Source organism: Microcoleus sp. T3_B1 (assembly GCF_036700445.1).
Lineage (GTDB): Bacteria > Cyanobacteriota > Cyanobacteriia > Cyanobacteriales > Microcoleaceae > Microcoleus.
On sequence record NZ_JAUBOX010000067.1, the window covers coordinates 1,365 to 17,290 of the forward strand.

Consider the following 15,926-nt stretch of genomic DNA (forward strand, 5'->3'; position numbering starts at 1 on the left):
AACGTATCAGAAACGTATCAGAAACGTATCAGAAACGTATCAGAAACGTATCAGAAACGTATCAGAAACGTATCAGAGTTTTACTTCCCAAGATAGATATGCGGACTTAATAAATCTGCAATCAGCCTTCGGATAGCGTTCAGACTAACTTAATTATATAATATTTTTCCGAGAGAGGCACTTTTCTATGCAGGTTTATCGGCTTCCGGTACTGTCCGACAATTACATTTTCTTGCTGCACGACCCCGATCGCCACACAGCAGCAGTCGTCGATCCAGCGCAAGCAGAGCCGGTCTTGCAGCAACTGATCTCGCTCGGAGCCGAATTAACAGCAATTTTCAATACGCACCACCACAGCGACCACGTAGGCGGCAACCAGCAACTGATCGATCGCTTTCCCCAAATTAAAGTTTACGGCGGCGCAGAAGACCGAGGCAGAATACCCGGACAGCAAGTGTTTTTACAAGCGGGCGATCGAGTTTCTTTCGCCAACAGAACCGCCGAAGTCTTCTTCCTACCCGGCCACACAAAAGCTCACATCGCCTACTATTTCCCCCCCAACAACCCCAGCGAAACCGGCGAATTGTTCTGCGGCGACACCTTATTTGCTGGAGGCTGCGGCAGGCTCAAAGAAGGCACTCCCGCCCAAATGTTAGCCTCTCTGCGGCAACTGCGAAACTTGCCTGATAGTACGAGAGTCTGGTGCGCCCACGAATACACGCTGAACAACCTGCAATTTGCCTTGAGTGTGGATGGCGACAATCCCGATTTACAGCAGCGCTTCGCCGAAGTCAAGGAAGCGCGCAGTCGATCGCAACCTACAATACCATCATCGATCGGGCTCGAAAAAAGCACAAACCCATTTTTGCGCTGGGATTTTCCCAACATCCAATCAGCCACCAACACCCGCGATCCAGTGCAAACCTTCGCTCGATTGCGCGGCATGAAAGACCAATTTTGAACTTAACGTTTTTGTTGTTTCAGGTAACTCTTAAACTTGAGTATCGGTTCGCTCAACCATCGGTCAAGTCTTTTGTATTTTAGGTGAAAGCTCGACAGCCCCTTAAACTTATTTGGGATTTTTTCCAGTTCATCCTTAAACGGTGTCTGAGACAACATATCGAGCCATAATTGATTGGGGGCGGAGCTTTCCCACGGTTTCGGTCTTGACATAAAGTGCATCACTTTACTTGACATATCATCAGTCTTGTGGTTGTTCCATATTTGGTCTAATTGCTTCCACCTTCCCACTAAAACTGAATTTAATGCACCTTGATCGCGATCGCCCCAAACGTGGGTTCTAGCATTTTGGAGCAACTTTTCCGACAGTTGCTCTTCCTCCCAAAGCTTCATGTTGTAAACTAAAACACCACTATTGAAATAAGGGTTTCGAGCTTGATAATTGTTGGGATTTCCCCAGAAGTTGGCGGCGGCTGCTATCGGCATAGTTTGAAAATCTAGGTTCCACAGCGACTTTAAGCTGTCCAGAACGATCGTATCGCTGTCGAGCCAAATCAGCCTTTCTGTTTCTTTGGTATATTTTCGCGGCTCCAATTTAACGTAAGGAAGTTTAGAACCTGATACCGAAAGAAGTTGGTCGTAATTAGATTGCAATTCTTGCCATTCAATCGGGTATTTGCAGCAATTCTGTAACTGTTCCTTTTGCGGTGAATATATCCTGGTAGATACAACGGTAATTTTGACCTCCTCCTCCCCAGATTGGCTAACATTCAGATCTACAGACTTGAGAAGTGCTGCTAACCCCAGAATATAGGTGCGATCGGCGGCTGTGAATATGTGCATAGGATTAAGTTTGTGAGATGAACGGCAAACGTGACACAAACGTTGGGACTGGAGGAAGCAGGCGACCCTGTATTGAGGTAAATGCGATCGCCCGTTTACCGTTGAGACGAACAAAATCTTGCCTAAATTTCCGGTTAGATTTACACAAAGAAACGGGGTTTCTAAGTAGGTAGGCGCAAATAAAGTTTACAATGTAACAGAATGTAAGGCGGGCGTAACAAGAGCGATTGCTTCGTTTCACTCGCTGCGAGAGAGGGGTTATGTATTTTCAAGCTTCATCTACTTATTTACCTGTGTGCAAGTGCCATCTGTGCGCGCCCGAAAACAAGCAACAGCCATTGGTAATATGCAGCAACGCGATAAATAATGAGAGGGACTAACCTGGCATTTGAAACAGCCAGAAAATTCCCCGTCGCCTGTGCTGAATCCCGCAACTGGTTCAGACGTGGGACTCTACGATAAAATAAATTGTCTAGATATCGATATTACCGCAGAACGATCGACATCCATCTTAGGTTTGAAGTGTCACCCTGCTCAAATCAAAAGTTCCTCTGGTTATTTCCCTATTATTGACCGCCATGTGCTTTGCCCAAAGTAAAATGAGCGTTGTTAGAAACCGATGCAAAACCCCCCCAATACTGAACCCCAAGCAAAAATCGACCCCTCTGTTTCAACGGATTCTAACAAAGCGTTCTACCCAGCCGCGCCTTTGCCAACTGATGTAGGGATGGTTCTGCAATTGGCAGATGGTAGCATTCAGGGCTGCAATTCTCACGCCCAGGAGCTATTGGGGATGACAGCAGAACAGATGCAGGGCTGGACTTCAATCAACAGTCGCTGGCACACTCTGCGTGAAGATGGCTCGGATTTTCCCGGCGAGACACATCCGGCGATGGTGGCGCTGCAAACCGGGCAACCATGCTCAAATGTCATCATGGGCTTTGATCGGCCACAGGGAGAATTGATTTGGTTGAGGCTCAATTCTCAACCTTTATTTCAGGGAGATCGATCGACTCCCTATGCGGTAGTAACCACCTTCACTCCTATCGCTCAACAAAAGCCTGAACCAGTCTGTAACGCGCCCGCGCCCCAACTGTCAGACACCCTCGAAAGTATTTCGGACGGGTTTTTTACTTTGGATCGAGATTGGCGATTTACCTACCTCAATTCGCAAGCAGCGCGGTGGCTAAATCGACCCTCGCAAGATTTGATTGGCAACAACATTTGGGAAGAGTTTCCCGAATCAGCGGGCAGTTTGTTTGAGATCGCATCTTGCACCATTCTCAAGAACGGGCAAGATGCCCGTTCCACAAAAGATGAATTTTCTTCTTGTGGAACAGGCATCTTGCCTGTTCGGGAACAAATTACGGTTAGTTTTGAATCTTTTTATCCGCCACTCAATGCTTGGTATGCGGTACGAGCCTATCCCATCCCATCGGGACTTGCCGTTTATTTTCAAGATGTCACCGAGCAGAAAGCGGATCGGGCTGATTCAATTAAACAAGCACAAACTGTGCAGCAACAACTAGCAGAAATCGAGGCGATTTATGCTAGTGCGCCGATCGGACTTTGCTTCCTCGATACTGAGTTGCGGTTTGTCCGCATCAACGATCGCCTAGCAGAAATTAACGGAGTTCCAGCCGCCGCCCACATCGGCAAAACATTGCGCGAAATCTTGCCAGAACAAGCAGATGAGTTAGAGCCGCTTTACCGACAAGTTATTGAAACTAAAGTTCCTCTCAAACAGCTCGAAGTTCGCGGGACGAACTCAGCACAGCCGGGAGTCGATCGCGATTGGCTGTTGAGTCTCTATCCGCTGAAAGCCGAGGACGATCGCGTGCTGGGCGTGAATGTGACGGTGCTAGAAATTACCGATCGCAAAGCTACCAAAAAAGAAATTCAACGGCTCAACCAAGAACTAGAGCGACGAGTCAATGAACTCGAATCGATACTTGATGCTGTACCCGTCGGTATTACGATCGCCCGCGACCCACAGTGTAAAGTAATTCGCGCTAACCGGTTTGCCCAGTCGATGTTGAAAGTGCCGCCCGATACCAATGTTTCTGGAACCGGAGAGGAAGCGGCAGTCCTTCCCTTTAGACGACTCCGCAACGGAGAAGAAATTCCGGGAGAACAACTGCCCATGCAACTGGCCGTGGCTTCCGGCGTTCAAGTGCGAGATGTGGAAATTCAAATGGTGCGCGAGGACGGGGTAGCCTTTGATTGGTTGGTGAATGCGGTGCCGTTATTTGACGAACAGGGCGCAGTTCGTGGCTGTGTGGCGGCCTTTATGGATATTAGCGATCGCAAACAAGCTCTTGCTGCTTTGGGTCGTTCCGAGGAAGGCTATCGCACTTTGTTTGAGTCCCTAGACGAAGGTTTTTGCGTCATCGAAATGCTGTTTGACGAAAACGAAAAGCCGATCGATTACCGCTTTTTGGAAGTCAATCCTGCCTTTGTCAAACAAACCGGACTCGAACAAGCTACAGGTAAAACGATGCGACAGCTCCTTCCAAATCACGAAAATTATTGGTTTGAGGTGTACGGCAAAGTCGCGCTCACGGGGGAACCCTTGCGCTTTGAACACGGCTCGGAACCCATGAACCGCTGGTTTGATGTTTCGGCGTTCCGCACTCCTGAGCCGCACAGCCGCAAAGTCGCCATACTTTTCAAAGACATCAGCGATCGCAAACAATCGGAGAATCTCCTGCGGCAACAGGAAGAGCAACTGCGGCTGTTCGTAAAACATTCGCCTGCGGGGGTGGCGATGTTTGACCGCCAGATGCGGTATATGCTGGTGAGCGACCGCTGGCTGGCAAGTTACGGGCTCGGCGATCAAAACATTGTGGGTCGATCGCACTACGAGATATTTCCCAATTTGCCCGATCGTTTCAAACAAATCCACCAGCGCTGTCTGGCGGGATCAGTCGAAATCTGCCAAGAAGATCAGTTTCCCCGCCCTGATGGCTTGATCGACTGGGTGCGCTGGGAAATTCACCCTTGGCGAACCAACACCAATGAGATTGGCGGCATCATGATTTTTTGCGAAATAATCACCGAGCGCAAAAACGCTGAACTCGCGCTGCAAACTGCCAACCAACAAGTCAGCAATATTATAGAAAGTATTACCGATGCCTTTATGGCGATCGATTCGCAATGGCGCTATACCTACGTTAATGCCACAGCAGAAAAACTGCTTTCTCGTTCGAGAAACGAGTTGCTAGGTCGATCGATCTGGGAGCTATTCCCCGCCGATAAAGAATCGAATTCGATGGTATATCAAGAATTTCATCGAGTCGTTAACGAGCAAGTTCCTGTCAAGTTTGAAGAATTTTCGCCGTCGCTCCAGATGTATATAGAAGTGAGCGCCTACCCAGCGGCCGCAGGACTTACGGCTTATTGGATCGATATTAGCGATCGCAAACGCACTGAAGAAGAACTGCGGCAAAAGAATGCGATTTTGAACGTGATTAACGAGTCAGCACCCACGCCAATTTTTGTCAAAGATCGAGAAGGACGGATTATTTATGCCAATCCAGCTACGCTGGACGTACTGGGAAAACCTGCTGCTGAAGTAATTGGCCGGCGCGATCGCGATTTATACCCAATAGCAGAACTTGGAGTCATAGTCTCGGAAAACGATCGGCGCATTATGGAATCCGGCAAAACAGAAGTCGTCGAAGAATCTCCCGATGGCATTCGGACATTCGTGGCAATGAAAGCTCCCTACTGCAATCAGGCGGGAGAAGTCATCGGCCTGATTGGCATCTCCAGCGACATCACAAATCGCAAACGAGCAGAAGTCGCCATGCAAGAACAAACTAAGTTACTGCAAGTAATCATTGACAGCATTGGTGATGGTTTGATTTTGGCCAACCAACAAGGGGAGTTTGTGCTGTTTAACCGAGCCGCCGTGGCGATATTCGGTCAGCTATCGAATGAAAAATCCTGGGAGGAATGGTCGAGCACCTACGGGCTATTTTTGCCAGACCAAAAAACCCTCTTCCCCAACGCTGAGCTACCTCTAGCCAGAGCCATCAAAGGTGAATATGTCAATGATGTAGAAGTATTTGTCCGCCGCGAAGATGCCGAAAATCGCTGGATCAGTATCAGCGGTTATCCGGTAGTTGATATTAGCAGCGAAATCAAAGGCGGAGTGATTGTCTGTCGGGATATCACAGAACGCAAACAAGCTTTATCAGCGCTGCAAGAAAGCGAAGAACGATTCCGCAATATGGCTAACAACGCTCCATTTATGGTATGGGTAACAGACTCCACAGGCTATTGCACTTTCTTGAGCGAAAGCTGGTATGACTTCACAGGTCAAACTGAGGAAACAGGTTTGGGATTGGGTTGGGTAAACGCGGCGCATCCAGAAGACCGAGAACAGGCCAAAAATGTGTTCTTGACCGCCAACGAACGCCAGGAATCTTTCCGCGTGGAATATCGCCTCCGGCGCCAGGATGGCAGATATTCTTGGGTGATTGATGCGGCTGCTCCCAGATTTTCCGAAAGGGGACAATTTGAGGGTTATATCGGCTCTGTTATCGACATTACAGAGCGCAAACAAGTGGAAACTGAGCGCGATATGGTTCTGCAATTAGAACAAACTGCCCGCGCGGAAGCTGAGCGAGCTAACCGCATTAAAGACGAGTTTCTGGCGGTGCTTTCTCATGAGTTGCGATCGCCCCTGAATCCGATTTTAGGCTGGTCCCAACTGCTCGTCGGCGGCAAGCTGAACGCGAGTAAAAGTGCCAAAGCCTTTGAGACTATTGAGCGCAACGCCAGACTGCAATCTCAATTAATCGAAGACTTGCTTGACGTGTCTCGGATTCTGCAAGGAAAACTCAGATTGAATGTGACTCCGGTGAATCTGGCAACCATTATTCCGTCTGCTGTGGAAACCGTGCAATTAGCAGCCGAAGCTAAAAAAATTCAAATCCAAACAATCTTAAATCCCGATGTCGGGCAAGTTCTCGGCGATACAAGTCGCTTGCAACAAATTGTGTGGAATTTGTTATCAAATGCGGTGAAATTCACGCCCGAAGGCGGTAGAGTGGAAGTTCGATTAGGGCAAATCGCACGCCAAGCTCAAATTCAAGTCACGGACACGGGTAAAGGTATTCTTCCCGATTTCTTGCCTTATGTTTTTGACCATTTCCGACAAGAAGATGGCGCTACAACGCGCAAATTTGGCGGCTTGGGACTGGGATTGGCGATCGTTCGCCAACTGATCGAACTTCACGGCGGAACGGTGTTTGTAGAAAGCGCAGGAGTTGGTCAAGGAGCCAAGTTTACGGTGAGATTACCGCTATTAAATGATGATTCTAGAAGGCAGGAGGATGAAGCCCTCAATTGGTCAGCTTGTCCCGATCTCTCATCCTTGCCGCTAGCTGGATTGAGAATTTTGGTGGTAGATGATGAACTCGACTCGCGAGATTTTGTGGCTTTCGTGCTTGAGGAAGCGGGTGCAGAGGTGATTTCCCTCTCATCTGCTGCTGAGGCGCTAGAGTCGATCGAACAAACTGCACCGGATTTGCTCGTCAGCGACATCGGAATGCCCGAAATGGACGGGTATATGTTGATAAATCGCATCCGCACTCAGCTTGCGCCTGAGTATCGGCAGTTGTTGGCGATCGCCTTAACGGCCTATGCTGGAGAAGCGAACGAGCGGCAAATTTTGCAAGCCGGATTTGACCAACACTTAGCCAAGCCGATCAATTCGACCCAGTTAGTTGCTACTGTAGCGCGATCGATCGCCCGTGAGCGCCTTGAAAATAAAGCCTGAGCGATCGGTAAGAGATTGCACTGTAGTTGATTTAGCTCATTACAGCACCCGCGTTTTGCGTAATTTCAAACTGAATTTGCCCCTTAAAAATATTATCCCTGTTTCTTCCCTCGAACGTCGAATCTCGAACCTCGAATCTCAACATCCATCCATTAAATCCGTTAAATCCGTTACATCCGCTACATAATCCGTTGCCGAACTCCCTTGCGATCGCCCCTCAAACTTCGCTATTATAAAAAGTTGCAGTTAAAACCCCACAACCCACGATCATGGCCAAGCGCGTTCAATTAGTTTTAAATAAAGATGTCAGCAAACTCGGCAAAGCTGGCGACGTAGTAGAAGTAGCCCCAGGCTACGCCCGCAACTATCTAGTACCCCAAAACCTGGGATTTAAAGCCACTCCGGGCATTCTCAAGCAAGCAGAGCGCCGCCGTGAAGAAGAAAGACTGCGCCAGCTAGAGCTCAAGCAGCAAGCTGAAGTCCGCAAAACCGCCCTCCAATCGGCTGGGCCTTTCATCATCTCCAAGCAAGTTGGCGAAGCAGACGCGATTTTTGGTACTGTCACCAACCAAGAAGTAGCAGAACTGATTTTCAACTCTACCAGTCAAGAAGTCGATCGGCGCGGCATCACTCTGCCCGAAATTCGCCAAACTGGTACATACAAAGCTGAAATCAAACTACATGCAGAAGTTACTGCCGAAGTTGATATTCAAGTTGTTCCGATGTAATTAAGAGTTATCAGTCATTAGTTGTTAGTCATTAGTCATTAGCTAACAACTAAGCACTGCTAAGTAAGGAACTCAATAACGCTAACTTGCAGATTGAGAACCGGAGCATCTCTCCAGAGAGTAAGAAGCATTTTTTCAGGAGTGCGAGATCGAGAGAGCGTAAGTCTGGTATAAACGCGAGATCGCGACAGAGCGCACTCCTACAACCTTACACTGATAATAACTAATGACACCGCCGGAAAAACGGACACAAGCCCCGACGCTCATGAGAGTCGAACCTAAAATTTTAGGATCTTGTTCAAGCTCCCAGATTCATCTGTAGAGTAAATCTAAAATCTAAAATCTAAAATCTAAAATCGACTGACTGAGGACTATTGACTAATGAGCGATTTGATGCCGACAAATATAGAGGCAGAAGAAGCAATTTTGGGCGGGATTTTAATTGACCCCGAAGCTATTTCCCGAATTGCCGAACTGCTGCGACCGGAGTTTTTTGCCATCACCGCTCATCAAGTCATTTATCGCTCGGCATTAGGGCTATTTTTACAGGGCCAACCTACCGATTTAATGACGGTAACAACTGCGCTAACCGACCGCAACCAGTTAGAGCAAGTAGGAGGACTAACTAAATTAGCACAATTAGTCGATCGCACAGTTTCCGCAGTCAACATCGACCAATATGCAGTTTTAGTAGAAGACAAATATCAGCGCCGCAAATTAATCGAAGCTGGCAACAACATAGTACAATTAGGTTACGAGACGGCAACACCACTAGAAACAGTCTTAGACCGCGCCGAACAAGAAATTTTCAGCATCACTCAAGAACGTCCGCAACAGGATTTAGTATCGATCGGCGAAACATTAAACCAAACATTTCAAGACCTAGAAAATCGCAATGAAGGCCTCACACTTCCCGGTATTCCGTGCGGTTTTTATGACTTAGATGCTATGACAGGAGGCTTTCAGCGATCGGATTTAATCATCGTTGCAGCCAGGCCGGCGATGGGAAAGTGCCAAGCAGCCTCTACCGTAATAGTAGAAAGTGATGGAACTGTTTCTAGTATAGAACAAATCTATCAAAAACGTCAAGCTGAATTACTAACATTAGGAGAAGATTGGCAATTTCACCTAACTAGACCATCAGCTTTTATAGATGATGGAATTAAGCCTGTATTTCGGGTTACAACAAGACTGGGACGATTTATAGAAACTACAATTACACACCCATTTTTAACAATTAAGGGCTGGCGGCAGTTGAGGGAAATACAAGTAGGCGATAAGATTGCTGTTCCCCGCAGGATGAATGTTTTTGGTAAAGAAACCATCCGAGACTGTGAAGTTAAATTATTGGCTTATCTAATTGGCGATGGGTGTTTGACACGCAGCGCGCCACACTTCACCAATGGAAATACTGCTATACTACAAGATTTTGCTGAAGCTGCTACTAGCTTCGGAGGTCTTAAGCTGCGATTTAACGATAAAGGGAGACGCGCACCAGAATATTATGTCATGGGCGATCGAGAAAGTTACACAGATAGTATAAAAAACTTTGGTTATAATTTAGAACTAATCCTTTTAAAACGAAATTTTGACTCTAAAAAATTAGCGCGAGAATTGAAAGTTCCACCGCGATTAGTCCGGTCTTGGGTGGAAGGAATAGCATTTCCCAATCAAGAATTATTTAGTGGCATTTGCAGAGTTTTAAGAGTAGATCCAGAACACCTAGCCGATGAGGGAATGGATGTTATTAATACAAGTCATAAAAATCCCCTGAGAAATTGGTTAGAAAAGTTAGGTCTGATGGGAAAAAATGCTCATGAGAAAACCGTACCGGACATAGTGTTTAGATTGCGGCGATCGCAAGTTGCCATTTTCCTCAACCGCCTCTTTTCAACTGACGGCTGGGCAACCCTACTTACCAGCGGTCAATCTCAACTAGGCTACTGTTCTGTCAGCGAAGGACTAGCCAGACACGTACAGCATCTACTGCTGAGATTTGGCATCATTGCAGCCCTCAAAAAGCGTTCTGTCAAATACAAAAATACTCGTAGACCAGCTTGGCAAATCGATATTACTGATGCAAAATCAATCAAAACATTCATATCAGAAATTGGCATTTTTGGCAAAGAGGTAGCCTTATTCAAAGTAAAAGAAGCATTAGAAAATAAAGAATCTCACAATAACCGCGATTTGATTCCTGTAGAGGCGTGGGAATACCTAGCATTAGCAAAAGGCAACGAATCTTGGGCATCCTTAGCAAAACGCGCAGACATCAAAGGTCACTCAAATATCCACGTTGGTAAACGTGCGCTGTCCAGAGAAAGATTTTTAGTTTTAGCAACGGCTTTAGATAATTTATGGCTGAAAAAACTGGCAGATAGCGAGGTTTACTGGGATGAAATAGTTTCTATCGAACCGATGGGAAACAAGCAAGTTTACGACTTAACTATCCCGGAGACACACAATTTTGTGGCTAACGATATCTGCGTTCACAATACAGCTTTCTGTACCAACATCGCCCATCACATCGCCGCCGGACAGCAAAAATTGCCGGTTGCCGTTTTCAGCTTAGAAATGTCGAAAGAACAGCTAGTGCAGCGTATCCTGTCGAGTGAAGCCAAAATAGAAAGTAACCGATTGCGATCGGGTAGAATCAGTCAAAACGAATGGGAACCAATCAGTACAGCCATTGGCAATTTATCAGAACTACCGCTGTTTATTGACGATACTCCCAATATTACCGTCACAGAAATACGATCGAAAGTCCGCCGCCTCCAAGCAGAACAAGGCGGAACCCTAGGATTAGTCTTGCTAGATTACCTGCAATTAATGGAAGGTACCAGCGACAACCGCGTGCAAGAACTATCTCGAATTACCAGAAGTCTTAAAGGTTTAGCCCGCGAACTCAACGTGCCGATTATTGCCTTATCTCAGTTGAGTCGGGGTGTGGAAGCCAGGACAAACAAGCGGCCGATGATGTCTGATTTACGCGAAAGCGGATGTCTCGGTGGCGATAGTTTAGTTACCTTGGCGGATAGTGGATTAGAAGTCCCGATTCGTGATTTAGTCGGCAAATCTGGCTTTGCTGTTTGGGGATTAAATTCAGATACTCTGAAACAGGAAAAAGCGATGGTGACTAATGCTTTTTGTACTGGAGTCAAGCCCGTCTGGGAGATGACGACTTGCTTGGGAAATTCGATTACAGCAACAGGCAATCATAAGTTCTTTACATCAGATGGTTGGAAGCGGTTAGATGAATTAAAAATAGGCGATCGAATTGCTACACCTCGATCAATTCCTTGTACTGAAGTGCAGACGATGGGTAATGCTGAATTAGCTTTACTAGGACATTTAATTGGTGATGGTTGTACTTTACCCCGACATACCATTCAGTACACGACGCGAGAATTAGATTTAGCTGAATTAGTTGCACATTTGGCTACAGAAGTATTTGGTGATAAAATTAATCCCCGCATTAAACGCGAACGCGATTGGTATCAAGTTTATCTCTCCGCTAGTTATCGTCTCGCTCCCAATATTAAAAATCCGATTACTAAATGGCTCGAACAATTAGAAATATTTGGTTTACTTTCCCATGAAAAATTTATTCCCAGTTTAGTATTTACCCAACCGCAAGAATCGATCGCTCTTTTCCTTCGACACCTATGGGCAACTGATGGTTGTATCAAACCGACTAAAGGGAAGAAATGTCTTTATCCAGCTATTTATTATGCTTCTAGTAGCGAGAAGTTAGCCAGAGGAGTCCGTTCTCTGTTGCTTAGACTGAACATCAATGCGGCTGTCAGAGTTATTTCTCAAGGTAAAAAAGGGCGCGCACAATATCAAGTTTGGTTAGGAGGGAAATCAGACATAGAAATATTTGCGAATGTAATTGGTGCAGTTGGTAATTATAAAAAATCTAGTTTGGAAGAGGTAAAAATATATTTAAATAATGCTGATAGTGGGAAGACTAATCGGGATTTAATTCCGAATGAACTTTGGCGAACTCAAGTCAATCTTGCCCAAAAGCGCCTTGGTTTAACCGTCAAACAGATGCAAGATTGCTTAGGTATGCGTTATTCAGCCACAACGGATTACAAATGTGATATTGGTCGAGAACGCGCATATCAGTTGGGGAATATTTTGGATGCCGAAGAGATATTCAAGCTAGCTGTTAGCGATATCTATTGGGATAAGGTGAGAGAAATCAATTTTTGTGGCGAAGAAATGGTTTACGATATGACAGTAGAAAATATTGAAAGCTTTGCCACACAAGGTTTGTATGCCCATAATTCCATAGAGCAAGACGCCGACTTAGTAATTATGCTCTACCGCGATGAATATTACAACCCTGATTCCCCCGATCGCGGAATTGCAGAAGTAATTATTACCAAACACAGAAACGGGCCCACAGGAATCATCAAACTATTATTCGACGCCCAATTTACCTGCTTTCGCAATCTGGCATCTCCGAAGCGATCGTAAATCAACCAGAACATACACAGAAACCCGGTTTCTTAAAAAAAACCGGGTTTCTAAACACCGTAAAAGTTTTACGTTGAATTAGATTGAGCTACCTAACCAGCGATTTTCAACAATTCCACATCAAAAATCAGCGTAGCATTAGGAGGAATCACCCCGCCCGCACCGCGAGCACCGTAACCGAGTTCAGGGGGAATAATCAATTGGCGGCGGTCTCCAACTTTCATCGTACCGACACCTTCATCCCAACCCTTAATTACTTGACCTACGCCAATTTTGAACTGAAAAGGAGAATTGCGATCGCGCGAACTGTCAAACTTCGTGCCATCCTCCAAAGTTCCCGTGTAGTGTACGACAACCGTCTGCCCGGTTTTTGGAGTCGCCCCCTTACCCTCTGTCAATTCAACATATTTCAGACCTGAATCTGTGGTGACAGTTTTCTCAGTATTAACAGTTTTCTCAGTATTATCAGTCATGTTATTGCCAGCGATAGTAGCTGGTACCTCCGGTAAAGTAGCATCAGCTACTAGCAAGCTATTTTCATTCAAAGACTGCGCTGACAACTTCTCAATAGCAGTCTCGGGTAAAAGATTGTTCAATTCGGCTGCAACTGCTTGGGACCCAGAACCGCCCATTTGAGCGACTATCAAAAACAAAAAGCAAACCAGCATTACTCCCAAGCTGACTAGAACTCCTCGCAAAATTAATCCTCCTAATACTTTTAACCGCGATATCTCAGATATCTAAGACATCTCGTACAACAAGAAATACCAAATGTTATCTGAACTTTTCTACCAAAAAAGGGCAGGTTCCAGATAATTTGAAAGGCAAAAGTATGAAGTCAGAATGTTTGTAATTCTACATAAGTGGCTTCTACATAAGTGCCTTTTTTTAGCCTTCTGCCTTCGGGTGACAATCTTATCACAAGATAGCAGCGAACTTCTCGCGGGCGTTAGCGAAGCTTGCAGAAGAGGATCGAACTCAGCGCCAGTTACGGTTTTCTAAATCCCGCATCTGACGTTCTAAACGATCGAGCCTTCCGCGCAACTCATCCATTTCCGACTGTCGGGGAACTCCCATATCTTGCAGCATATTCCGTAGTTGCCGCTGCAACTGCGTATCCCAATTGCCCTGTTCAGACTTGAGGTGCTCCGTCATGTCATCCACAAAGGTTTTGGCTTGCTCGGAATTGATTTTGCCATCTTTGACCCATTGCTCGCTCACTTCCTGCAATTTCTCTGCCACCAGGGAGGTAGTACCAATGCCCAGCATTACCAGTTGTTTGAGTAAGTTGCTATTGTTATCCATAGATTTTTCCTAATGTTGGCCCTTTCATACCCGATCGGCTCAGGTCGCCTGCTGTCGCTGCGAAACCATCTGTAAACTTAAAGTTACATCAGCGCACACCTACCTTTCTATTTTGGAGCATCCAGCCGCCTGATGGCGAGGCGATCGCCCATTCTCGGCGTTCGGAAAACCCCCTAATGAGCCTACCCACCACATTACCCCATCACCCTGCTGTCTATGCCTGATTGCCCCCGCTGTCACCAACCTGTAGACGCCCAAGCGCTCGCCTGTGCACACTGCAAAATCCCCCTCAAAGCTTTCGGTCATCCGGGTATCCCTCTTTATCGATCGAAACCCGAAGAATTTCTGTGCACTACCTGTATTTATCACGAAGACGACACTTGCAACTACCCGCAGCGTCCCTTTGCCAAAGAATGCACGCTTTATCACAATCAAGCTGAGCCACTTGTGCCACAGACGATCCGTTACAGCAGCGGCGGCTGGCCACAATCAATCAAAAATTGGTGTCAGCGCCATCTGGTTTGGTTAGCATTATTAGGTTTAATTATTATTAGCATTGCTCTGTCGATTTAATCTCACATCTTGCACCATTCTGAAGAACAGGCTTTTCGGCCTGTTCCACAGGAGATTAATTTTCTTGTGGAACAGGCCCGAAAGCCTGTTCATAAAAGGCTTCTTGACAATGGTGCAACATCTCAGTTTAATCTGATTGTACAAAGCGTAGAATAGAGAGATATCTGTTAATCTGGGTTGCTCTATTCTTCTCTAAATTATTCATGAGCTACGTATTCGGCATCGACGGCGGCGGCACTAAAACAATCTGCCTTTTAATGGATGACAACCACCTTGTTTTAGGACGGGGTGAAGCAGGGCCGTCAAATTATCAAACCCTGGGAATTGAGACAGCAAAACAATCCATCCAATTGGCGATCGAACGAGCAGTTCTGTCCGCTCAGGTCGAGTCTGTAGGCAATCTCAACATAGAAGCAATTGGTCTGGGACTAGCAGGCGTCGGGCGTCCAAAAGATCGTGAAATAGTGCAATTTGTAGTGCAGAACTTGCAGTTGACGAATACTTTACCAGTAACCCGATCGTTCCTGCCCAGGAATATAGTAATTTCCAGCGACTGCGCGATCGCACTTGCTGGCGGTACAGGCCATCCAGTGGGTATCGCCGTTATTTCAGGAACCGGTTCGATTGTTTTTGGGCAAAACCGTCAAGGGAAAACTAAACGAGTCGGCGGTTGGGGATACATTTTAGGCGATGAAGGCAGCGGATATAACATCGCCCTTCAGGGTTTGCAAGCTGCTTTGAAGTTCTATGACGGACGCGAAGATTTTACTGTGCTTGCGGAAAAATTTCAAGAGCATTTAGGCCTCAATAACCTAGAAGAATTGGTAGAAGTCGTTTACGGGCGCGGTTGGGGAGTCAAAGAAATTGCTGCTTTAGCGCCGATTGTCGAGGGAGCAGCAGCAGAGGGCGATCGCGTCGCTGACTGCATTATCAATAATGCTGTGGCCGAATTAACCTATTCAACAAAAATAGCCATTTCAGCGCTATTTAACCAAACAGAAGAATTTGAAATTGTGATCGTAGGAGGTGTGTGGGGTGGAGAGGCAAATTGCCGAGGTCGGTTTGAAGCGGCCATAAGTGCGATCGCCCCAAAAGCTAAGGTAATTTCGCCCCGATACGAACCAGCTTTCGGTGCTGGATTGCTAGCCTTAAACGCTCTCAACAATTAATTGTTGACTGTTGACTGTTGACTGTTGACTGTTGACAAGCGAAATATTTTACACCTACTTTCCAGCTTCCCGATC

At 46.3% G+C, this 15,926-nt stretch carries 9 protein-coding genes; 6 read left to right on the plus strand and 3 right to left on the minus strand.

What is annotated here, in order from left to right:
• The first annotated feature begins 187 nt into the window (after positions 1-187).
• Positions 188-961 carry a hydroxyacylglutathione hydrolase gene (gloB, locus tag QT990_RS26620; protein ID WP_333465950.1) on the plus strand — a complete coding sequence of 258 codons (774 nt, stop codon included), beginning with the start codon at positions 188-190 and terminating at the stop codon, positions 959-961.
• 2 nt (positions 962-963) lie between these two features.
• On the opposite strand, the gene QT990_RS26625 is transcribed toward gloB, so the two are convergent.
• Positions 964-1,803: a glycosyltransferase gene (locus QT990_RS26625; RefSeq protein WP_333144781.1), complete on the minus strand. Its 840-nt coding sequence runs from the start codon at positions 1,801-1,803 to the stop codon at positions 964-966.
• A gap of 619 nt (positions 1,804-2,422) precedes the next feature.
• Here QT990_RS26625 and QT990_RS26630 point away from each other — a divergent pair.
• The 3 genes from QT990_RS26630 to QT990_RS26640 all read left to right on the plus strand — a co-directional run bounded on the left by QT990_RS26630 (position 2,423) and on the right by QT990_RS26640 (position 12,804).
• Positions 2,423-7,591, plus strand: coding sequence for a PAS domain-containing protein (locus tag QT990_RS26630; RefSeq protein ID WP_333465951.1), 5,169 nt, complete (start codon positions 2,423-2,425; stop codon positions 7,589-7,591).
• Positions 7,592-7,860: 269 nt separating this feature from the next.
• On the plus strand, positions 7,861-8,319 hold the full coding sequence (rplI, locus tag QT990_RS26635; RefSeq protein ID WP_333144779.1) for a 50S ribosomal protein L9: 459 nt from the start codon (positions 7,861-7,863) through the stop codon (positions 8,317-8,319).
• A 381-nt stretch (positions 8,320-8,700) separates the two neighbouring features.
• On the plus strand, positions 8,701-12,804 hold the full coding sequence (locus QT990_RS26640) for a replicative DNA helicase (protein WP_333144778.1): 4,104 nt from the start codon (positions 8,701-8,703) through the stop codon (positions 12,802-12,804).
• Between the two features lie 92 nt (positions 12,805-12,896).
• Here the strand turns inward: QT990_RS26640 and QT990_RS26645 are convergent, their stop codons facing one another.
• Together QT990_RS26645 and QT990_RS26650 are read right to left on the minus strand one after the other, a co-directional pair.
• Positions 12,897-13,502 carry an FKBP-type peptidyl-prolyl cis-trans isomerase gene (locus QT990_RS26645; RefSeq protein WP_333465952.1) on the minus strand — a complete coding sequence of 202 codons (606 nt, stop codon included), beginning with the start codon at positions 13,500-13,502 and terminating at the stop codon, positions 12,897-12,899.
• 280 nt (positions 13,503-13,782) lie between these two features.
• Positions 13,783-14,109: a phasin family protein gene (locus tag QT990_RS26650; protein WP_333036214.1), complete on the minus strand. Its 327-nt coding sequence runs from the start codon at positions 14,107-14,109 to the stop codon at positions 13,783-13,785.
• 216 nt (positions 14,110-14,325) lie between these two features.
• Here QT990_RS26650 and QT990_RS26655 point away from each other — a divergent pair, with 216 nt between their 5' ends.
• Both QT990_RS26655 and QT990_RS26660 read left to right on the plus strand, forming a co-directional pair.
• Positions 14,326-14,682, plus strand: a complete 357-nt coding sequence (locus tag QT990_RS26655) for a zinc ribbon domain-containing protein (RefSeq protein WP_333144776.1) — start codon at positions 14,326-14,328, stop codon at positions 14,680-14,682.
• 203 nt (positions 14,683-14,885) lie between these two features.
• Positions 14,886-15,851 carry a BadF/BadG/BcrA/BcrD ATPase family protein gene (locus QT990_RS26660; RefSeq protein ID WP_333144775.1) on the plus strand — a complete coding sequence of 322 codons (966 nt, stop codon included), beginning with the start codon at positions 14,886-14,888 and terminating at the stop codon, positions 15,849-15,851.
• Positions 15,852-15,926: the final 75 nt, after the last annotated feature.

Excerpts from the sequence above, each read along its gene's own strand:
- QT990_RS26625 (WP_333144781.1), bottom strand. The coding sequence starts at position 1,803 with ATGCACATATTCACAGCCGCCGATCGCACCTATATTCTGGGGTTAGCA.
- gloB (WP_333465950.1), top strand. The coding sequence starts at position 188 with ATGCAGGTTTATCGGCTTCCGGTACTGTCCGACAATTACATTTTCTTG.
- QT990_RS26655 (WP_333144776.1), top strand. The coding sequence starts at position 14,326 with ATGCCTGATTGCCCCCGCTGTCACCAACCTGTAGACGCCCAAGCGCTC.
- QT990_RS26660 (WP_333144775.1), top strand. The coding sequence starts at position 14,886 with ATGAGCTACGTATTCGGCATCGACGGCGGCGGCACTAAAACAATCTGC.
- QT990_RS26630 (WP_333465951.1), top strand. The coding sequence starts at position 2,423 with ATGCAAAACCCCCCCAATACTGAACCCCAAGCAAAAATCGACCCCTCT.
- rplI (WP_333144779.1), top strand. The coding sequence starts at position 7,861 with ATGGCCAAGCGCGTTCAATTAGTTTTAAATAAAGATGTCAGCAAACTC.
- QT990_RS26650 (WP_333036214.1), bottom strand. The coding sequence starts at position 14,109 with ATGGATAACAATAGCAACTTACTCAAACAACTGGTAATGCTGGGCATT.
- QT990_RS26640 (WP_333144778.1), top strand. The coding sequence starts at position 8,701 with ATGAGCGATTTGATGCCGACAAATATAGAGGCAGAAGAAGCAATTTTG.